A 16,936-nucleotide genomic window follows, 5' to 3' on the forward strand; every position below is an offset into this window, starting at 1 on the left:
AAAACTTACCATGGAATAACACTACTATCCCAAGCTAAAAACTTACCTGAATCAGATGGTTTTTGCGAGGAGATAATATTAATTAAGTATTCTGTTGATTGAGCAGGAGTAAAAAGTTTATCTTTAGGAACAGCAGATTGAAAAGGTTTTGATAATTTCGTGTCACAAGTCCCTGGATGCAAAATAGATACAATTGATAAAGGGAATTTTCGACGCCATTCAATACTGAGAGTTTTTAATAATTGATTCTGAGCAGCTTTAGAAGCCCTATAGGAATACCAACCACCAAGCCTATTATCACCAATACTACCTACTCTGGCACTTAAACTGGCATAGGAGAATGGAAATTTTGAACTGATAAATTTTTCTATACTTTTAGCTATCAAAATGGGTGCAATAGCATTAATAGAAAAATTCTTGATAATATTAGGCCGATTGATATGTGAAAGTCTCTTTTCAGGTTTTAAATGACTTGAGTGAAGAAAACCACTGGTATTTATGACTAGACGAAGCGGCTTATTAAATAGTGAAATTTGTTTTTCAAAAGATATAAATGAATGATCATTCTCTAAGTCTAAATAAATCGAATTTTGACTTTTTAGATTTCGCCCACATACAAAAACATCCAACTTGGGTGATATAGTTGTCAAATAATCTGACATACATTTACCAATATCGCCAGCACCAATAATTAGAGCTACCCCATCCCAATCTCGAATTGACATGATATTAAGAGATTAAACTCAATACTAGAGAAATCTTTTCACAATCGAGAGTTCAAAGAAACTAAATTTATCTACATAAATCATCTAATATAATAATTATTGTATATAATGATAAAAATATATTGATTTCATGGAAAATGACTGGTTGTATGAATTTCAAACATATATAAAGAAATTTGCACTTCTAATATTTATGATTTTGATTATATTATTAATAATATCAGTGATATATTGATATCGTAAAACAAAGGAAATCAATAGACTAATCCACCATATAAAAAATCTACAGTTATATTGGAAGAAAAAAAAATGACGATAAAAGCTACTTACTATGGAGCGAATGGTTGGCTTATTGAATTGGATAAAACAAGAATTTTGATTGACCCTTGGTTAAATGGCGATTTAACGTTCCCTCCTGGAGATTGGCTAATAAAGGGGGAACTCGCTAAAGAAGTTGAGATTCCAAGAAGCATTGATTTTTTATTACTAACTCAAGGCCAGCCTGATCATGCCCATCCTCCAACACTAGAGAAAATAAATAAAAGTATTCCTGTAATAGCTTCACAAGCAGCTAGTAATGTTGTAAGTAAAATTGGTTTTGCAGAAATAAACACACTAAAACCAGGTGAAGCTTTTAAAAAGAACAATATAAATATTCAAGCTACATCAGGTGCATCAGTTCCAAATATTGAAAATGGATACATTATTGAATCAGGCCAAGATTCAATTTATATCGAACCACACGGTTTTCTTGATAAACAAATTAAGCGTAGAAATATAGATTTATTAATAACACCAGTAATAGATTTTTCCTTACCACTAGCAGGTAAATTTATTAAAGGTAAAACAGTACTACCTCAATTATTAAAGTTGTTTAATCCAACAACAGTTTTAGCAAGCACAACAGGGGGAGATATTACTTTTACAGGTTTAATAAATAATTTAATCAAAGTTGATGGTTCAGTTGAAGATAAGACCCTGTTGAAAGATAGTAGTGCTACTTTAATAAGTCCTGAACCATTAAAAGAATATAAATTCGAAAAAGCTAACCAAAGCTAGGTCCTCTATATATTATTTTTCTCGACTTGAGTAATATAAAATTGAGATACTTCATTTAACATTTTTATGACGACTTCGTTACTACACCTTGTTCTTTCTTGAAGTCTCATACAAGCTTCTTTAATATTTACAAAGGCATCTTCCCTCATTTCAGATAGTTGTTCTTCTGAATATTCTGCTTTACTCATTTTGACTTATTAAATATATTAATATTAGTATACCGCTACGTCAAAGTACCAAAATCGAACTAAGTATTAATTAAATCTGATAATGACTTAAATTGCTTACGATATTTGACAAGTGTTTTTAAATCTGGAAAACCTTCTGATGATAGTTTATTTATGAATGATTTCTCTAAGCCTAGTATTGACTGTGCAGAAGCCTTCTCAGCATCACTGCTAAATAAAGGCTTTGTCTTCTCATATAGCTTCTTATAAACATCTAGATCAGATTCATTATCAAAAACAGAACCGTCTTCTGCTATAAAAGATTTTTTATTAATACTTTTAAACAAATATAGTCCAAGAAATACTATTGCAACCAAGATAAAAATAGCTATAGCTATTAATGTAATATCCATAAAATTAGTAAGAATTTCATTTTATCTTAGTTGAAAAAGAAGGGAAATGGGAAAATATCATTATTAAATTGGATAGGATCACTTAATGCCAAATAAAAGATATGTGTAATTGATTTTTACTGACATATTAAATATATATATATATAATAATAAAGTATGAATATTTAAGTAAAGTGAATTTAAACTTTGTAATAGTTATTATATTTATATTAACAATCTGTATTTTTATTTATTTAATCAACAGGCATAAGAGAAATTCTTATCTTAATGCCGGTAAAAAGTGGGATAGAATAGTTAATGAGCTAAGAAGAAGAAAATAGACTTTTTAATTATATTCTCCTGGTACATCATTCTTTTGTACTGTAACTCTTCCAACTTTTTTACCTGAAAATCGAAGCAATTCATCGCCTGAGAATTCATACCCTTTGCGTAAGGCAATCAGGGCAACATCATCTGCGGTTGAGGAAGAAAGAACTTCATCTTTTAAAATGTCGTCATTCTGCATTTCCTTTAAAAATCTTCTTAAGTGATCTAATGACATTTAAGAAAAGCAAATACATCAATTAGCATAAACACATTAGATTATCAATGACCTATTTAATTAAATATTAATAAAATAACAACAAACTATAAATATTTAAATGGTGTCTTAATTAAGAATCCATATAAAATGTATAGTTAATAAGTTACTATATAAAAATGAAAGCAATCCTAATTATATCTATTATACTTCTTACTTACTCTGGAACAGCTAATTCATACCCTAAAAGTCAAATGGATGACTGCGTTTCAAGTGCTTTAAGCAATCCCGCAACTAAGTCTATATCGGAAATCGCAATAAAAAACTATTGTGATTGTGCTCTTAAAGCAATCATTGATGAAAACAAAGATATTAGAGAATCAGGTTATAAGTGTGCTCAAGAAAACTTTAATTAATGCTCTTAAATATAACCAATTCTAATTATCAAATTAAAGATAAATAAAACTAATCAAAATTCACATCAGATCTACCCCAATCGTTAGGCAACGCCAAAACCCAATCATCAATAGAAGTTCCTAACCATTCCTTATATTCTTGAAATATACATCTTCTTATATTGACATCTGATGCAGCTTCCATTCGAAGTACCGCATAAGAGACAACCTTGTGAAGTGTCAACTTCAAATCAGTGTCATCACTCATTATCTAATTCGAAACTAATATCTCTACACATAGCAATAAAATAAAAAAATAAACACATAGATCTTTATAAGATCATTAATTAGAATGACTTTTAATGTGGCTAGATTGAGAGTAAAGGAACTTGCAGAAGCCCTAAGCGTTGACTCTCCTGAAATAATTGCGACATGCACGATCTTAAAAATACCTGCTTCATCACCGCTATCATCATTAACAGTAGAGCAGAGCAAAGAAATAATTGACTATATTCAAAAGACAAACTTCAAGCAAAATATTGATGGGGAATAATTGTCACGAGTAAAATGACTCATAACAAAATTGTAAAATTAAATTTTCTTGAGTAACAAAGCAAAAATATGCTCTCACAAAGTAATTAAATTACTAAAAGAAAAAAACAATAAGAATAAATCTAAAGATCATTAGCTTCTCGGAACAAAGCATCTTGATAATCTGAATCTTTTTTTAAAATTTCCATTTTAATTGGGTCAAAATGATCTATGAGTGACTTGCCAAACTCAAAAATTTCCAAATCAGATAAACCCTGATCGCGTAAACCTGCAAGAATTGAAGATATGTCTTGGAACGCATCCTTACATAGTTCTTTTTTATCTTCAGCTGTAAGAGATTGCATATCAGATGATTACCAACATTTAATTCAATAATACTATAAGTATGATTGAAAATGGATGATTATATAATAGGCTAGATTTATACCTATAGAAATAAAAACGAAAAAATATTTAATGTAATTTTTACTATACTATAATAATTAAGACTAAAGAATTAAATTGAATCTGATAAAAACAAATAAATTTAGAGGCTATTTAAAAGTTTGGGCAGCGCCAATATCTTTACTTATGTTCTTATTTTTATTTGGTGCTTTAGGCTATCGATTAACAGAAGGTTGGGATTGGGGAGATTGTTTATGGATGGTACTGATAACAATTACCACAATAGGTTTTGGTGAAGTTGAAGTTTTGAGTTCTGCTGGTCGGATTATCACTTTTTTAATCATCGGAGGGGGATTATTTGTAGTTCAATTAACTCTTCAAAGATTTATACAATTGTCTGAACTAGGATATTTCATAAAATTAGAGGAGCTCCAATTAAGGAGATTAATTAGAAGAATGAAAAATCATGTAATTATATGTGGGTATGGACGCACAGGTAAAGAAATTGCTGACCAATTAAAGTCTGAAAAAATATCTACTTTAATAATAGAAAACGACTCTACAAGAAAAACCGAAGCAGAAGAAAAAGGATTCAACGTCCTATTAGCAGATGCAACTATGGACGAAACATTATTACTAGCGGGAGTAAAAAATTGTCGGAGCTTAGTGGTTACACTTCCAAATGATGCAGCGAATTTATATGTTGTTCTCAGTGCAAAAGCACTAAATGATACTTGCAGATTGATCGCCAGGGCAGCGAACGAGGAAGCTGCTAGTAAGTTAAAACTAGCTGGAGCTGATGCGGTAGTTAGTCCGTATGTTGCGGCGGGAAGAACCATGGCTGCCTCTGCCTTAAGACCAATAGCTGTAGACTTTATTGATTTACTTGCAGGCTCAGATTGCGAAATAGAAGAATTCAAACTCACTGAGGATATTGATAAAATTGAGATTTACAGAAGTCAACATGAAACTTTTTTTGACTTCTCAAATCGAGGTGAAGCACTACTTTTAGCCACTAAAGTCTCGGGTCGGTTAATGGGCAATCCCAAAAATAAGGTATCAATCTCTCCAGGAATGATTTTGATATTCCTTGGCAGTCAAGAGCAATTAAACAGAATTAGAGTTCGCCTTGCAGAAGTTTTAGTAAAAGCAACATAGTCAATCTTTCAAAACAATCATGCGAGGGTTAACACTACAAGAAACACTTAACAACTTAAAAAAATAATGACTAGAACAAAATGAATTGATTTTTATGTAGATGCCATTACAAACAAAAGATGAGTTAGCTGCCGAAATAGGAACAAACATTGATTCATCAAAGATCAATGGGAACATATTTTCGAAAGACTATGTAGATTTCTTGAGCGAAGCTGGTTGGAGATTAGAAAAAAAACTTCCATCAAATAGTGATAAATATTCTGACTTGCTAGAAGATACCGATTGGAAATCAAATGAATTTGATTTTAGATCCTCAAAACATTACAGAAGAGATCTTGATGCCTTGAGTTGATACTTTCCGTATTCACTTACAGCTAAAATTTATCTATACATCTGTATATTGATCTAAGCTCAAATTTTATCAAAATATATGGATACAGAAAATCAAGCATGGAAAGTATGGGTTTTTGTCTTTTGCCTCAACGTAGTTGCTATTGGAGGAGCTTTTTACCTTAAATCAATTGGTATTGACCTTTATGCCTTCAGGGGTACTTCCTAATTTTTAGTCTGTTGGCTTTTAACAATACAAAATCAAATTTAATAGGAATTGAGATAAAATGAATAAAGAAAACAAAGCAAAATGGAAAGAAAACTTAGATAATATATTAATTTATAATCTATATATTTTAATAATAGGCTCCTTATATCTAGCTTTTAGTTTTGTGTTAAGTGCTAATGGGAACTCTTATTTCTATAATGTATTTCAAAAACTTTGGTATCCAGTATTTATTCCATCCCTAAGTTTATTCTTTACAGCCATATTGATTGAAGCTGTAATAAATTCTCTAGTTGATCGTAAGAATAAATAAATTCAGCCAAGGTTAAGCTTTCAACATTTATGACCAATCAATTGTTTTAAAAAATAAATGGCATAAAATAAAAAAGATTTAAATTCAAAATGAGATTTAAAGTTTCTATGATTAATGATCAAGGTAATCGCCATGAAGAGACTGTTATTGCAAATAATGAAGAGGAAGCAAAAAGGAATGTGCTGGATTTTAATCCCCATTCAACAGTATTAGAATCTACTTGTGTCTATAAATAATTTTATATAAAAAATAATGGAAGAACTTACCTATAAGGATCTGAGCAACAAAGAATTAGACACACTTAAAGATATCTATATATCAAGTCGAGTTAACTCTATGACCGAAAGTGATCTAAGGAAATTTGTTAAGGAAATAATTATCGATCAAATAAAAGGTACTGTAGGTAATGCTGAAGAGAAGGAAGCATGGGAAGAAATAAAAGATCATTTCTCAGAAGACTTAAGTAAAAAGATTATTGAAGTGAAAGAAAAATGCAATAAAAACCCTAAAGTTGAACAAAAAAGTCAAGAAGAGATTGAATTTGACAGAAGACTTGGTCTTCTAAAGCAACAACAAGAAGACGAGTCAAACAAAGACATGTGGTAAGTTTAAAGATCATAAATGTTGTTTAATTATGATATGTACAATGATATTGAATATATATTAAGAGAAAAAGATAGCGGCAAGACGAAATAAGAAAGAAAAGAAAAGAAAAATAATTAATCTAGTGGATCTATATTTTAATTCATTCCAAAAACTTAAATATTTCCCTGAATTAACAAATAAAGAAATAAAGGCTAGTCCAAATGAAATTCGCTTAATCCAAAAAAGTGACTTATATATAACCATATTTAAGTCATTAACATACAAAGATACAATTACTACTGTAAGAAAAAAAAATAATAATAATAATAATATTGATTTTATACAAATTCCGAAAGTTAAACTTAAAGGATAATTAAGTATGTAAATTCTTTGTTTTATCTCTTTAACATGAGAATTTTCTAATCTAAAATATTCCGTTTGAGGGATTCTGAACTTTTTATAGCGATTATGGAACTCTCTTTCTAATTTCACAAAATCAGCAGTATAAAATTTAGCAACAACATTATCTGGCTTAAGTTGTCTCATCCTATTCTCAAAATTTTTTGTTATGCCAATCTTATATAAATCTCTATTCCTTATTAAGTAAAGCCAACCACTCATATAAACTTAGACCCTTAGTTATCCAAGATTAATAAGGGAATTATGCCGCATCACTTTTTCTCATTGAGCTAAATTTTTCTCTCATCGTAGGATTATTTCTAGTCAATCTTTTAACCGAAACATCTTGAGCTTTATCATTAGCTAATCTAAGGTTTCTATCAGCGCCAAGTAATGCATCTTTGGTTTTTTGCAAGTGATTAATAGATTTATCTATCTCCATAATTGCTGTTTCAAAACGTTTTGAAGCTAGAGAATAATTCTTACCAAAAGAATCCTTAAATAGTTCAAGGCTATTTTCAAAATTTGTGATATCAATATTCTGCTCTTTAATAGCTGCTAGTTCTGATTTATACTCAAGAGCCTTAAGTGAAGCATTCCTTAATAAAGAAATTATTGGTAAAAAGCATTGCGGACGAACAACATACATTTTTGGATACCGATATGAAAAGTCAGCAATTCCAGAATTAAATAAGTCATTGTCAGATTCTAATAAAGAAACTAATACAGCATATTCGCAATTTTTTTCTATACGATCTTTGTTTAACTCTTTAAGAAAATCCTCATTCTTCTTCTTGCTAGAAGTGCTATCACATTCGTTTTTCATCTCAAACATAATAGATACTATTTCGTTCCCTTCACTATCACAGTCACGGAAAATATAATCACCTTTACTACCAAAACTAGCATCATTATCTTTCTCAAAATAGGCATTTGGAAAGGCTGTAGCCCTTAGCCGATTAAATTCATTTTCGCAATGTTGCTCAAGAGACTCGCCAACCATTTTTGTGGACAATTTTGTTTTCATATCACGAAGTCTCTCAATTAAATCATCTCGATCTTTTAACTGAATCTCATATTTCATTTTTATAGATTTTTCAGATAACTCTTTTTGCAACTCAACTTTATCTAAGTTATTTTTGAGTTTTTCATACCCTTCTTTTAATTCAGTAATTGCGGTATTTACGGCAAGTTTTTTATCAAATTCATTCTTTTCTCTTGTTTTCTCCAATAAATACTCTAGTGAATCTCTCTCTTTTTCGAAGGTATGCTTAATCTTATTGACAGCCATGGTTTTTTCAGCCTGGGCAGAAATCAATTGAGACTGCAGGCCTTGCATTTTTTTTTCATTTACAAATGCTACCTCTTGCATTTGTAATCGAAGATTTTGAATTGCAAGATCAACGGATTTCTGTTTATCCCTTTCATGAATTTCAAGTCTTTTCTTCATTTCATCTTCAAACTCCTGATCTCTTACCTGCTTAATAATATTTGAGTAACTATCTTCATCAATTCTGATCGTACTACCACATTCAGGACATTTGATTTCATTCATATCTGAGCAAATGAGACACACAGGCTATTATTACTTTTTATCTTGTTTCGATTCGACAAGCAAGCATTATGTTAAACCCAAAAACCTGTATCCAAAAAGGATGAGCTTAAGACTGGATAGTTAGAGAAAGAAGAACTCGTATTAGATTATTCCTTTGAACTTGGGTAGATTCCAGATAGATCTCCTTTATTTGCCTTAATAGCCGAAGATTTCCATTTGTACCATTTTTTGTTTCTTGAATAGTCTTCCTCCTCCCAAATCTGATTTTGAAATATCAAGATTCCACAAAGTATAAAAAAAATGAGGACACCCAAAAAGATATGCCAGTCAAGCATTATTGATGCATTTGAGTAGCGAACATAGGCAAAGAATTTCAACATAATGTCCCCTATGAACGAATAAGTCCAAAAAATTTACTTGATAAATACTAAAGTACATTGAGTATAATTGAGGTTTTTTACCAACACTTCATTAAAAGGTTAAAGATGTTTGAGGAATTATATAGTTATCAACTATTAGTAAAATCTTTTTGTGTTCGAGCAATAATTTTTACTACACAATATATATTTATATACAAAATAAAATAAGATTGAAAAGTATTAAAAGCAACAAAATGTCATTACTCAACTTTGCTCTTGCTCACTCAGAGCTAGGAATAAGCCATTTTACAACAGATTTAATTCTTGTTCTTTCATTCGCAATAGTAACAGCACTTCCTATGTCTTTATTACGACCTCAGATACAAGAAGAGAATGTAAAGAGCAATGTATTCAAAAGCTGAAGCAATGAATCATAAGGTTAATAAATTTGAATAAATTATCAACTAAAAGCACAAGTTAATATAAATCAATATATTAATTAAATATTACTAGAGAAACTTTTGTTATTTTATATTTTTCGCTAATTTCTGTTAATATTAGAAAACCAGTAAATAGCAATTGAGTCAAACCCCAAAATTAGTTATTGTCAAATGTGATTACTGCTTATTTTTTTAGGCTTCATCTTAAAATTTTACTTTTTTGACACGTTATCAGAGTTAGTGTATGTACAATACTTATACAATTAAGTTAACATGTCAGATCAAAGTTTATTCATATACGATGGTGAATGCCCATTTTGCAATCACTTTGCTGAATTAATTGAAATAAAAAGCTTTCTGCCTGATTTCGAAATATTAGATGGAAGAAAAAATCTACCCCTATTAACTCAACTCTATAACCAAGGATATGATTTAAATAAGGGTGCAATTCTAATCAACAATGAAAAGATAATGCATGGTGCTGATGCAATTAATTGGATTTGCTCTGAGATCAAAGAGCCAAGCGACTCACTTTTAGAAGTACTCAGGATTATTTTCACCTCTAACAAGATGACTAATTTATTATTTCCATTCCTTTTATGGGGAAGAAGGTTATCACTGACATTAAAAGGAAAGTCACACCAACCAGTTAGCGAAAATAATCAATTTTTCTGAATGTGTCATACAACCTGAGTTCAAAATCGAAGTTGAGCAAATATTTTAAATTATAATAGTTTGATAATAATCTCAAAATCAACAAAGGCTGAATTTGAGATTAATAACCAATAGGAGCAATTAGAAGAAAAATTTTTATTGATTAACTTAAAGATCTCAGAAGATTATTCAAGTATTAAAAAACTAATTAATGCTTTAGATAAAACTTGTCTCAAAACTTTGGCTGAATTTTGTCAAATACTTTCAATTTATATTCTGTTTGTAACATCAGTTGATGAGATGATAGATCCAATACCTAGGACGAGTTTAGATATGTAAAATAAGAATTAAGATATCTAAGCAAAATATGCTTATAGAAATCCTTGGGAATAGCACTTCATTACTAGTTATCTTTTTGATTGGTTTATCAATATATTTCGGAATACAAGCTAAGACAAAAAAGATAAAATGATCTTTAGTTTTTTATGTAATTAAAAAGGAAGCTGATAACCAAGTAATGTCCCTGAAAAATAATTAAAACTTAACTTATTCAAGTAAATGCTTTTTAAGTACCTCTAGACTCGGACCTCTTTCACTCTCAATATTTGAAATAGGTATCCAACTCCAATCCACATACAGAGAAAGCATTACAGTAAAAAAGATTGACAATGGAAAAACAAGCTCAATAAAAACGTGTCTAACCACATAAACCATTAAGTCAGAAGTATTAGTAACAATTTCTTCATAAAGCGGATCAAACATGAATCATATATACAAGTAAGTCATAAGGTTAACGAAATTAGATATCAAAATGTGAATATAAAAAATTAATTGCAAGATAAAAAAGGTTGTATACACGACGAAATAGAAGGTGCATTGGGCAAAAAAATGGAATGCTAGACAAGGATGAATCTAAAATCAAAGGAACTTGAGAATTAAAGACCTAAGATTTTATCAAGAGAAGAATCAGCATTTGCAAAAAGGATATTACTAAAAAACTCAGTAGAAAGAATCATGAAACTAGAAACAAACGATATTTAAAAAAGGTATATGTAATTGGTTTTTACGAAAAAAATACTGTATTTTAAGAAAACTAAAAAAAAAAAGCGTTTAAAAAGGAAGAATCCTATAAAGAAAAAATAAGAAACGAGGTGAAAAAGAGAAGAAAGATCTCACTCGGTAAATAAAATATAAACAAATAATCAGACAAACTTAACTAGGAGAATTTAGTAAATAAAAAAGCCAAGAGGCAGATATGCTTCTCGGCTAAATCTAAATATTATGAATCAGTTTAGGAGTGATTAACCTTCTCCTTCTGGAACCAAACGAAAACCTTTACGTCCCATCTTAATCTCAAAATTATCTCCGGGTTTGAGATCTAAAAGAGCTGTATAGGCCTTTCCTATCAACAGGTTTCCATTTCCTTGAACGGTAGCCACATAGCTAAGCTTCCTTCCACCTTTACCAATACCACCAGCACTTTCTGCCGCTAGGTTTACACCTTTAGCCTCTAAAAGCGCTTCGTAAAAGGCAGTGTAGTTAAGACGCTCTCCGCCTCCTTTCTTTGTGGATACATATCCACAAGCTTTAACAAGATCAGATTTTGAGACATCTCCCAAGTCTTTGACCTTGGCTAATAAATCCTTACCAGTGAGCATGATAAATAAATGGTTGTACTTATAATACTAACTTATAATTAACAAACTTACAATATTTATATTAGTCCTAGACATTAAAGCTAAAAGTTATGGGAACAGAAGCATCTAGATTAAACTCAGTATTTCAAGGTTCGAGGCTAAATTAATCAGAGATGAATGCATAGATTTATAGGAAAGATCCTTTTTGGCATGTCGTAAAATAAATGATTCGGAACATCATTTCTCTTTTAGAAAACCCTCAATCGCCAGCAATAGCAGTATTATTTTATAAAATAAGGAGAAATGTATAGAAGCTTATAGACAGCTATGAGCAAAATGAAAAGTTCATACAATCAAATTGATCAATATATAAAGGTTTCCACTTGAGTATTTGTTAAAGCATGAATCAGAATAAAATTACTTATTACAACAAAAAATGAATCTCTCTAAAATAGTCCTGATTTGTATTGAATCTATATTCAACCTTTCGCATTTACTGAGTTATTTGGAACTCTATTAAATTTCTAGTATCAAAAAGAAATAATTACTTTGAACCTTTCCTTGAGATTTATTCTTCTTCATAAATCAGACGAAGAACTATAGAACGTAATTTACAAAGATCACAGGAAATAAAATCTTCTAGAAATAAATACAGATACTTTGTTGAATATTCGTCTTAAATTTGCGTTCAAATACAGCACCATTACTTATCATCACTGATAATACTTGCTTACTCTCATCATTCATTGTCGTAACAGCTTGGACTTGACTTAATGTCTCCGTTGCTTTAATTAAGCATCTATTCCAGCTTGAGCCCTGATTGGAGATAGGGAATAATAGAATAGATAGTGTAGTAAAACCAACAGTTAGAAGTCCTAGATAAAGTCCAGAGATATAATCATTGATTTTGTCTAAAAAGACATATCGATAAGTTTTATTTAAACAGATGAGTCAATACCTCTACATAAAATTTCCAACTAAACAGTATTGTCAGTTGAAAGGATAAAAATTTAAATATCCGATTAACCCTAGTGAAAATTGATGATATTGCTAAAGACGTATAAATTAAGATGTTCAATTTTAATCAGCCCACTTACCAATTGCAAATTCAAGAAATCGATCAACATCATCATTAGGGCAACCAGTCTTGCTTTTTAATTCCTTACATGCGTCAGAAATTTTTTCAAAACAAATTTTGACATCCCCATTTGCATCGATTGCTTGAAATATTTGCTTGTCAGTAAAGGTCATATGAGGAAGAGGAGCAACTAGTCAAAGCGTATTTTCCTTGGGCTATTTTCGCAATCTAAATAAGAAAAACAAAATCTATACTTGGTAAAAGAAAAAGTAATTTTAATATCAATGCTCTAAAAGTTAATCAAATAGTTATTTAGTTAAAGCCAAAGCCCAATTAGGTGATGATGGGCTAACACCCAAAATGTTCTTAGTCAATGAGGAATTGCATTTAGCGACAATCCCATTGGTAGGAAGATTTGAAAACAATTCATTCTTGATCCATTGAGAATGCCATCTTTTAACCTGCTTAGGATCATCAGTTCTTAGAGTCACAGGAACATCAAATCCCCAGGATTGAAGTTGGGTCAAATCTGACAACTCGTCACTGTTTGAGCAGAAAATTTGGAATGCTTTAAAAAAAAGATAGGAACTGTTATCAATTTTCGAAGATGAGTTCGATAGCAATTGCTGTATTGAAATCTTGGAATTAGATGAAGGTGAATATAAAACACCCTCCAACTCAACTTCAACTTTTAGAGAGTCATCAATCCTCAAAGGTATAGCATTGATATTCCTAATATTTTCAATAATCTCACTGTCTTGACGAGAGTAGGCATCTACTAATTGGCCATATTTATATCTAAGTGCTACTGCACAACCAACAATTTTCGGTTGTACAACCATGGTTGATCCCTCTGGTAATTTTGCACACCAGCTAGAGAAACAATCCTTATCAAGTCCAAGTAATCTCATATATATATCAATAGGAAAATATGGAGTCAAGTCGCCTCAATAACTTCTTTTCTTAAGGAATCAATGAAAACTCGTTTAATGTTATCAACATCTGAAAAGCAAAACGGAAACGGAAAAGTAATTAATCTAAATTAAAAATACTATGCTTATATTCCTAAGAAGAAATTAACCTCGCAGTCATTGAATTTAATAGCTGGAATAAAATGAATAAAGCATCAACAAATAAATCTCTTTTAAACAAAAGCAGTATTTATTCTCATGTCTACAAAATTTTTATACCATAACTTGAAAAAATAGATCTTTTCGAATGACACTACCAGAGAAATATCCGGAAAATATTCCATGGGATTTAACAACTATCGATCAAAGTAAATATAAATCAATTCAATGGATGCTATCCAAGGCAGATATTGTTTATACATTTACAAGGAGTCGTATAGACGATAAATATGTATACATACAAAAGAATGATGGTAAAAGTAAGGCATATAAAGAATATGAGGCTAGATTTACTTACCAAAGATTGTTTGATGAAGGATATTCGTTGGCTGCCATTTCCTGATTAAAAAATTATTTCTTGACGTTCAAGAGCATAAGTGTAGGCTTAAAGCTATATTCACTTTTAATACATGCCAAGGGTAAAAAGAGAGAAGTATCCAGAGAAGGCTCCATGGGATTTAGGACCATTATCTGAGCATAAATCTCAGGAAAATTGGAGGTTAGTACGAGGATCAGAAATTGTTATTTTTGCGAGGAAAGGTGAAGACAATCACTATTTCATTATGCAAAGAGACGATAAAGAACCGATAGAGATCCTTGCATTTCAAGCAAGACTCACATATCAACAACTTTTAGACAAAGGTTTCAAACTTGAAGTCTCTTAAATTTATTGTTAAAAAATTATTAACTACATAATAATTCATATGACTGAATTAGAGGAACTAGAAGAGATAGTTGGAAATCTAGAAAGCATAGAGCCATTTGGAATTGAACCAGACTTCAGTTCATTAGGTTTAGAGCCAGCAGATGTCTTAGGATTTCAATCAGACGATGAAATGGAAAATGCAATTATACCTCTAACATTGGACGTTAATCATAGTCAATTTCTACTACTTGATATTCAAAAAATCAATGAGTCTCAAACAAGATAAAATTCGACTAATTTTCTAGAGCTGTCTTTCTTCAATAAACTCATTGTCATAGTCAACTACTGGACCAGACCAAAGAGACCAAAAGAAGATAATAAAGACAGGGCAAAATATACAACCAATAAAAGGGGAAAGGTATTTTAACCAATTAATTTTACATTTCACATAAAAAAATAGCAACAATTTAATGTCGATAAAAATATATCACTATTCCCAATGTTATAGGACAATTAAAAGTTTTTTGAATAAAAACTAAACTTAGAATTGCAAAAACTAGTAAGAGTTTAGTTTAAATTAAATATACGAGCCTAAAATTAAATTGAAGTATAAAGGTTAGTAAGATAGTTAATTTAAAAATTTATTTTAGATAGAGAAATAGAGGATAAAAACAGGACATTAAGTTTCAGTCTGATTCTTATGGAGTCTATAGAAACATTGCTTGCACATAATTAATCCTTTCCTTCTCCACCAAGTTTCATCTGACGTTTTTTTGCATAATTCACAACGAAATGATCTAATCTCCATTATTAGATCATAACAATACCTATGCCCAGTCGGTATCTTCTAAGAGACATGAATAATCTGAACTGTCAAAGAAAGTATCTTCATTTAGAAGATCGTCGACTTCTGCACGAAGCCAATAACTTAAAGCCATTGTGATAAAAAAATAGTAATTAAACAAAACCTGGAATGATCCAGCCTGTGAATCCGTAATTAACTACAGCCGCAAGAAGGCCAATCATCGCAAGACGAGCGTTCATTATTTCAGCTGTCTTCCAAAAGTTGTCTCCCATTAAACAAATCCTGGAATAATTTGACCAGTTGTTGCATATGCTCCAATAAGCGCAATACAACCAAAAAGTGCTGCATAACCATTCAGTCTTTCAGCTGTAACTTTTTCTGGATCGATGTTTCTCGAGGTGCTGTTTTGATTAGACATTACACAACACCTGGAATGATTTGACCGGTTGTTAGATATGCACCAATTAGTGCCCAGCATCCAACAAATGCTGCGTAGCCATTGAGTCTTTCAGCAATTACTTTGCCTTCTTCGACTCTTGGAGTTTCTGTAGTTTGGTTTTTCATTAAACGACACCTGGGATGAGTTGACCGGTTGATAGGTAGATACCTGTTAGTAGAACGAATGCCATCATGGCTGGTCTGCCGATGCTTCTTTCTAGGATTGTTTTGTTAGATGGTTGCATTGTTATGGATAGTTATTGGTTTAGAAAATTCCAGGAATGATTTGACCTGTTGTTGCGTATGCCCCGAAGGCTGCTACGAAGCCAAGCATTGCTGCCCAACCATTAAACTTTTCTGCTTCTGGAGTCATGAGGTTTCAAAAATGTGTATGTAAATAAATGTAAACTAAGTATTAACTTATGTAAAGACGTCAAAGTACGGCTTGCCTCATAAATGCGGAATACAGTTGCAACGGATACATAAAAGTAAGTTATGACAATAACTTTGAGAACATAAATTTTAAACTAACAAAACAATATTCAAAAATATACATTCAGAAGCAACGGAAAAGTGTGACACTAGTGTCACTGATTTAAAAAGAATAATTTTTTTTTCGAATTCAATTATAAAAAAAGTCTATTTCTTTGGTTTTCAATCCATCCCAGCCAGCTTTAATCAGACGTGAATTAAGAGTGTCTTGGTCAAAATGTTTCGCTCCAGTTTTAACAATACGGTTTCGCATTGATTTCTTAACACCACTTCTTTTTCGCGCATTTTCTTTATCCATGACCTCTCTATAGAGTTCTAGCATCTCTAAAGGAATAGGAGTTCCATCAAGATCTAATCCAGCTTGGATAGCTTTATCAATTGCATCTGGGCCAGAATAATCCACAATAAAAAAGCATTTAATATCTATTTTCCTATCGTAGCTAACTGGGATATGTATTTATCTAGTAAAAGAAAAA

The 16,936-nt window shown here is 30.9% G+C and carries 31 protein-coding genes; 12 read left to right on the plus strand and 19 right to left on the minus strand.

All coding sequences use genetic code 11. The annotated features are described in order from the left end of the window. Nucleotides 1–5: 5 nt before the first annotated feature. Nucleotides 6–725, minus strand: coding sequence for a short-chain dehydrogenase (locus tag O5639_RS02175; protein WP_269624872.1), 720 nt, complete (start codon nt 723–725; stop codon nt 6–8). A gap of 309 nt (nt 726–1,034) precedes the next feature. On the opposite strand from O5639_RS02175, the gene O5639_RS02180 reads away from it, so the two are divergent. After that, nucleotides 1,035–1,784, plus strand: coding sequence for an MBL fold metallo-hydrolase (locus tag O5639_RS02180; RefSeq protein ID WP_269624873.1), 750 nt, complete (start codon nt 1,035–1,037; stop codon nt 1,782–1,784). A 5-nt stretch (nt 1,785–1,789) separates the two neighbouring features. Here the strand turns inward: O5639_RS02180 and O5639_RS02185 are convergent, their stop codons facing one another. The 3 genes from O5639_RS02185 to O5639_RS02195 form a co-directional block, all read right to left on the minus strand. Then, a complete protein-coding gene (locus O5639_RS02185) occupies nt 1,790–1,972 on the minus strand; it encodes a hypothetical protein (RefSeq protein WP_269624874.1) in 183 nt (60 codons plus the stop codon). Between the two features lie 59 nt (nt 1,973–2,031). Continuing rightward, on the minus strand, nt 2,032–2,364 hold the full coding sequence (locus O5639_RS02190; RefSeq protein WP_269624875.1) for a hypothetical protein: 333 nt from the start codon (nt 2,362–2,364) through the stop codon (nt 2,032–2,034). Nucleotides 2,365–2,689: 325 nt separating this feature from the next. Beyond that, nucleotides 2,690–2,905, minus strand: coding sequence for a Nif11-like leader peptide family natural product precursor (locus O5639_RS02195; RefSeq protein WP_011293933.1), 216 nt, complete (start codon nt 2,903–2,905; stop codon nt 2,690–2,692). Nucleotides 2,906–3,063: 158 nt separating this feature from the next. On the opposite strand from O5639_RS02195, the gene O5639_RS02200 reads away from it, so the two are divergent. Continuing rightward, nucleotides 3,064–3,300, plus strand: a complete 237-nt coding sequence (locus O5639_RS02200) for a hypothetical protein (RefSeq protein WP_269624876.1) — start codon at nt 3,064–3,066, stop codon at nt 3,298–3,300. Nucleotides 3,301–3,349: 49 nt separating this feature from the next. On the opposite strand, the gene O5639_RS02205 is transcribed toward O5639_RS02200, so the two are convergent. Then, nucleotides 3,350–3,547: a hypothetical protein gene (locus O5639_RS02205; protein WP_269624877.1), complete on the minus strand. Its 198-nt coding sequence runs from the start codon at nt 3,545–3,547 to the stop codon at nt 3,350–3,352. An 84-nt stretch (nt 3,548–3,631) separates the two neighbouring features. Between O5639_RS02205 and O5639_RS02210 the strand changes: the two genes are divergently transcribed. Next, nucleotides 3,632–3,832, plus strand: coding sequence for a translation initiation factor IF-2 N-terminal domain-containing protein (locus O5639_RS02210; RefSeq protein ID WP_269624878.1), 201 nt, complete (start codon nt 3,632–3,634; stop codon nt 3,830–3,832). 121 nt (nt 3,833–3,953) lie between these two features. Here O5639_RS02210 and O5639_RS02215 read toward each other — a convergent pair whose 3' ends face one another. Beyond that, complete coding sequence (locus tag O5639_RS02215) at nt 3,954–4,175, minus strand: hypothetical protein (protein ID WP_269624879.1); 222 nt, start codon at nt 4,173–4,175, stop codon at nt 3,954–3,956. Between the two features lie 157 nt (nt 4,176–4,332). On the opposite strand from O5639_RS02215, the gene O5639_RS02220 reads away from it, so the two are divergent. The 4 genes from O5639_RS02220 (at nt 4,333) to O5639_RS02235 (ending at nt 6,848) form a co-directional block, all read left to right on the plus strand. Continuing rightward, nucleotides 4,333–5,373: a potassium channel family protein gene (locus tag O5639_RS02220; protein ID WP_269624880.1), complete on the plus strand. Its 1,041-nt coding sequence runs from the start codon at nt 4,333–4,335 to the stop codon at nt 5,371–5,373. Nucleotides 5,374–5,473: 100 nt separating this feature from the next. After that, a complete protein-coding gene (locus O5639_RS02225) occupies nt 5,474–5,725 on the plus strand; it encodes a hypothetical protein (protein ID WP_269624881.1) in 252 nt (83 codons plus the stop codon). Nucleotides 5,726–5,990: 265 nt separating this feature from the next. Next, a complete protein-coding gene (locus O5639_RS02230; protein ID WP_269624882.1) occupies nt 5,991–6,242 on the plus strand; it encodes a hypothetical protein in 252 nt (83 codons plus the stop codon). A gap of 252 nt (nt 6,243–6,494) precedes the next feature. Next, entirely contained in the window at nt 6,495–6,848 is a 354-nt protein-coding gene (locus tag O5639_RS02235; protein WP_269624883.1) for a DUF7326 family protein, read from the plus strand. A gap of 57 nt (nt 6,849–6,905) precedes the next feature. On the opposite strand, the gene O5639_RS02240 is transcribed toward O5639_RS02235, so the two are convergent. The 3 genes from O5639_RS02240 to O5639_RS02250 all read right to left on the minus strand — a co-directional run bounded on the left by O5639_RS02240 (nt 6,906) and on the right by O5639_RS02250 (nt 9,161). Further along, complete coding sequence (locus O5639_RS02240) at nt 6,906–7,448, minus strand: GIY-YIG nuclease family protein (protein ID WP_269624884.1); 543 nt, start codon at nt 7,446–7,448, stop codon at nt 6,906–6,908. A gap of 40 nt (nt 7,449–7,488) precedes the next feature. Continuing rightward, complete coding sequence (locus tag O5639_RS02245; protein WP_269624885.1) at nt 7,489–8,781, minus strand: DUF2130 domain-containing protein; 1,293 nt, start codon at nt 8,779–8,781, stop codon at nt 7,489–7,491. 146 nt (nt 8,782–8,927) lie between these two features. Beyond that, complete coding sequence (locus O5639_RS02250) at nt 8,928–9,161, minus strand: hypothetical protein (protein WP_269624886.1); 234 nt, start codon at nt 9,159–9,161, stop codon at nt 8,928–8,930. Between the two features lie 233 nt (nt 9,162–9,394). Between O5639_RS02250 and O5639_RS02255 the strand changes: the two genes are divergently transcribed. Together O5639_RS02255 and O5639_RS02260 are read left to right on the plus strand one after the other, a co-directional pair. Further along, nucleotides 9,395–9,562, plus strand: a complete 168-nt coding sequence (locus O5639_RS02255) for a hypothetical protein (protein ID WP_269624887.1) — start codon at nt 9,395–9,397, stop codon at nt 9,560–9,562. Nucleotides 9,563–9,853: 291 nt separating this feature from the next. Beyond that, nucleotides 9,854–10,255 (plus strand): DCC1-like thiol-disulfide oxidoreductase family protein, encoded by a 402-nt coding sequence (locus tag O5639_RS02260; protein ID WP_269624888.1) that lies wholly within the window; start codon nt 9,854–9,856, stop codon nt 10,253–10,255. 525 nt (nt 10,256–10,780) lie between these two features. On the opposite strand, the gene O5639_RS02265 is transcribed toward O5639_RS02260, so the two are convergent. From O5639_RS02265 to O5639_RS02280, 4 genes are all read right to left on the minus strand, one after another. Beyond that, nucleotides 10,781–10,996, minus strand: coding sequence for a hypothetical protein (locus O5639_RS02265; protein WP_269624889.1), 216 nt, complete (start codon nt 10,994–10,996; stop codon nt 10,781–10,783). A gap of 539 nt (nt 10,997–11,535) precedes the next feature. Further along, complete coding sequence (locus O5639_RS02270; RefSeq protein ID WP_011293945.1) at nt 11,536–11,892, minus strand: AbrB family transcriptional regulator; 357 nt, start codon at nt 11,890–11,892, stop codon at nt 11,536–11,538. A gap of 1,059 nt (nt 11,893–12,951) precedes the next feature. Then, nucleotides 12,952–13,122 (minus strand): hypothetical protein, encoded by a 171-nt coding sequence (locus O5639_RS02275; protein WP_269624890.1) that lies wholly within the window; start codon nt 13,120–13,122, stop codon nt 12,952–12,954. A 135-nt stretch (nt 13,123–13,257) separates the two neighbouring features. Further along, nucleotides 13,258–13,890, minus strand: coding sequence for an NAD-dependent DNA ligase (locus tag O5639_RS02280; RefSeq protein ID WP_269624891.1), 633 nt, complete (start codon nt 13,888–13,890; stop codon nt 13,258–13,260). A 277-nt stretch (nt 13,891–14,167) separates the two neighbouring features. On the opposite strand from O5639_RS02280, the gene O5639_RS02285 reads away from it, so the two are divergent. From O5639_RS02285 to O5639_RS02295, 3 genes are all read left to right on the plus strand, one after another. Further along, complete coding sequence (locus O5639_RS02285) at nt 14,168–14,422, plus strand: hypothetical protein (protein WP_269624892.1); 255 nt, start codon at nt 14,168–14,170, stop codon at nt 14,420–14,422. A gap of 67 nt (nt 14,423–14,489) precedes the next feature. Next, nucleotides 14,490–14,744, plus strand: coding sequence for a hypothetical protein (locus O5639_RS02290; RefSeq protein WP_269624893.1), 255 nt, complete (start codon nt 14,490–14,492; stop codon nt 14,742–14,744). Nucleotides 14,745–14,783: 39 nt separating this feature from the next. Continuing rightward, on the plus strand, nt 14,784–15,011 hold the full coding sequence (locus tag O5639_RS02295; protein WP_269624894.1) for a hypothetical protein: 228 nt from the start codon (nt 14,784–14,786) through the stop codon (nt 15,009–15,011). Between the two features lie 671 nt (nt 15,012–15,682). Here the strand turns inward: O5639_RS02295 and O5639_RS02300 are convergent. From O5639_RS02300 to O5639_RS02325, 6 genes are all read right to left on the minus strand, one after another. Then, nucleotides 15,683–15,802, minus strand: coding sequence for a chlorophyll a/b-binding protein (locus O5639_RS02300; RefSeq protein ID WP_269624895.1), 120 nt, complete (start codon nt 15,800–15,802; stop codon nt 15,683–15,685). Continuing rightward, the gene (locus O5639_RS02305) at nt 15,802–15,948 is read right to left on the minus strand and encodes a high light inducible protein (protein WP_269624896.1); all 147 of its coding nucleotides are present in this window, start codon (nt 15,946–15,948) and stop codon (nt 15,802–15,804) included. The genes O5639_RS02300 and O5639_RS02305 overlap by 1 nt, the downstream gene beginning before the upstream one ends. Then, the gene (locus O5639_RS02310) at nt 15,948–16,094 is read right to left on the minus strand and encodes a high light inducible protein (protein ID WP_011294648.1); all 147 of its coding nucleotides are present in this window, start codon (nt 16,092–16,094) and stop codon (nt 15,948–15,950) included. Before O5639_RS02310 ends, O5639_RS02305 begins: the two co-directional genes overlap by 1 nt. Continuing rightward, the gene (locus O5639_RS02315; protein ID WP_269624897.1) at nt 16,094–16,213 is read right to left on the minus strand and encodes a high light inducible protein; all 120 of its coding nucleotides are present in this window, start codon (nt 16,211–16,213) and stop codon (nt 16,094–16,096) included. The genes O5639_RS02310 and O5639_RS02315 overlap by 1 nt, the downstream gene beginning before the upstream one ends. 20 nt (nt 16,214–16,233) lie before the next feature. Further along, complete coding sequence (locus O5639_RS02320; protein ID WP_011125327.1) at nt 16,234–16,341, minus strand: high light inducible protein; 108 nt, start codon at nt 16,339–16,341, stop codon at nt 16,234–16,236. A 249-nt stretch (nt 16,342–16,590) separates the two neighbouring features. Beyond that, nucleotides 16,591–16,863: a DUF4090 family protein gene (locus tag O5639_RS02325; RefSeq protein ID WP_269624898.1), complete on the minus strand. Its 273-nt coding sequence runs from the start codon at nt 16,861–16,863 to the stop codon at nt 16,591–16,593. Nucleotides 16,864–16,936: the final 73 nt, after the last annotated feature.

It is taken from the genome of Prochlorococcus marinus str. MIT 1214 (assembly GCF_027359355.1).
In the GTDB taxonomy this organism is placed as follows: domain Bacteria; phylum Cyanobacteriota; class Cyanobacteriia; order PCC-6307; family Cyanobiaceae; genus Prochlorococcus_B; species Prochlorococcus_B marinus_F.

What these genes read in the sequence shown, in the direction of transcription:
- O5639_RS02175 (WP_269624872.1), bottom strand. Translation starts at nt 725, where the DNA reads ATGTCAATTCGAGATTGGGATGGGGTAGCTCTAATTATTGGTGCTGGC.
- O5639_RS02180 (WP_269624873.1), top strand. Translation starts at nt 1,035, where the DNA reads ATGACGATAAAAGCTACTTACTATGGAGCGAATGGTTGGCTTATTGAA.
- O5639_RS02185 (WP_269624874.1), bottom strand. Translation starts at nt 1,972, where the DNA reads ATGAGTAAAGCAGAATATTCAGAAGAACAACTATCTGAAATGAGGGAA.
- O5639_RS02190 (WP_269624875.1), bottom strand. Translation starts at nt 2,364, where the DNA reads ATGGATATTACATTAATAGCTATAGCTATTTTTATCTTGGTTGCAATA.
- O5639_RS02195 (WP_011293933.1), bottom strand. Translation starts at nt 2,905, where the DNA reads ATGTCATTAGATCACTTAAGAAGATTTTTAAAGGAAATGCAGAATGAC.
- O5639_RS02200 (WP_269624876.1), top strand. Translation starts at nt 3,064, where the DNA reads ATGAAAGCAATCCTAATTATATCTATTATACTTCTTACTTACTCTGGA.
- O5639_RS02205 (WP_269624877.1), bottom strand. Translation starts at nt 3,547, where the DNA reads ATGAGTGATGACACTGATTTGAAGTTGACACTTCACAAGGTTGTCTCT.
- O5639_RS02210 (WP_269624878.1), top strand. Translation starts at nt 3,632, where the DNA reads ATGACTTTTAATGTGGCTAGATTGAGAGTAAAGGAACTTGCAGAAGCC.
- O5639_RS02215 (WP_269624879.1), bottom strand. Translation starts at nt 4,175, where the DNA reads ATGCAATCTCTTACAGCTGAAGATAAAAAAGAACTATGTAAGGATGCG.
- O5639_RS02225 (WP_269624881.1), top strand. Translation starts at nt 5,474, where the DNA reads ATGCCATTACAAACAAAAGATGAGTTAGCTGCCGAAATAGGAACAAAC.
- O5639_RS02230 (WP_269624882.1), top strand. Translation starts at nt 5,991, where the DNA reads ATGAATAAAGAAAACAAAGCAAAATGGAAAGAAAACTTAGATAATATA.
- O5639_RS02235 (WP_269624883.1), top strand. Translation starts at nt 6,495, where the DNA reads ATGGAAGAACTTACCTATAAGGATCTGAGCAACAAAGAATTAGACACA.
- O5639_RS02240 (WP_269624884.1), bottom strand. Translation starts at nt 7,448, where the DNA reads ATGAGTGGTTGGCTTTACTTAATAAGGAATAGAGATTTATATAAGATT.
- O5639_RS02245 (WP_269624885.1), bottom strand. Translation starts at nt 8,781, where the DNA reads ATGAATGAAATCAAATGTCCTGAATGTGGTAGTACGATCAGAATTGAT.
- O5639_RS02250 (WP_269624886.1), bottom strand. Translation starts at nt 9,161, where the DNA reads ATGTTGAAATTCTTTGCCTATGTTCGCTACTCAAATGCATCAATAATG.
- O5639_RS02255 (WP_269624887.1), top strand. Translation starts at nt 9,395, where the DNA reads ATGTCATTACTCAACTTTGCTCTTGCTCACTCAGAGCTAGGAATAAGC.
- O5639_RS02260 (WP_269624888.1), top strand. Translation starts at nt 9,854, where the DNA reads ATGTCAGATCAAAGTTTATTCATATACGATGGTGAATGCCCATTTTGC.
- O5639_RS02265 (WP_269624889.1), bottom strand. Translation starts at nt 10,996, where the DNA reads ATGTTTGATCCGCTTTATGAAGAAATTGTTACTAATACTTCTGACTTA.
- O5639_RS02270 (WP_011293945.1), bottom strand. Translation starts at nt 11,892, where the DNA reads ATGCTCACTGGTAAGGATTTATTAGCCAAGGTCAAAGACTTGGGAGAT.
- O5639_RS02275 (WP_269624890.1), bottom strand. Translation starts at nt 13,122, where the DNA reads ATGACCTTTACTGACAAGCAAATATTTCAAGCAATCGATGCAAATGGG.
- O5639_RS02285 (WP_269624892.1), top strand. Translation starts at nt 14,168, where the DNA reads ATGACACTACCAGAGAAATATCCGGAAAATATTCCATGGGATTTAACA.
- O5639_RS02290 (WP_269624893.1), top strand. Translation starts at nt 14,490, where the DNA reads ATGCCAAGGGTAAAAAGAGAGAAGTATCCAGAGAAGGCTCCATGGGAT.
- O5639_RS02295 (WP_269624894.1), top strand. Translation starts at nt 14,784, where the DNA reads ATGACTGAATTAGAGGAACTAGAAGAGATAGTTGGAAATCTAGAAAGC.
- O5639_RS02300 (WP_269624895.1), bottom strand. Translation starts at nt 15,802, where the DNA reads ATGGGAGACAACTTTTGGAAGACAGCTGAAATAATGAACGCTCGTCTT.
- O5639_RS02305 (WP_269624896.1), bottom strand. Translation starts at nt 15,948, where the DNA reads ATGTCTAATCAAAACAGCACCTCGAGAAACATCGATCCAGAAAAAGTT.
- O5639_RS02310 (WP_011294648.1), bottom strand. Translation starts at nt 16,094, where the DNA reads ATGAAAAACCAAACTACAGAAACTCCAAGAGTCGAAGAAGGCAAAGTA.
- O5639_RS02315 (WP_269624897.1), bottom strand. Translation starts at nt 16,213, where the DNA reads ATGCAACCATCTAACAAAACAATCCTAGAAAGAAGCATCGGCAGACCA.
- O5639_RS02320 (WP_011125327.1), bottom strand. Translation starts at nt 16,341, where the DNA reads ATGACTCCAGAAGCAGAAAAGTTTAATGGTTGGGCAGCAATGCTTGGC.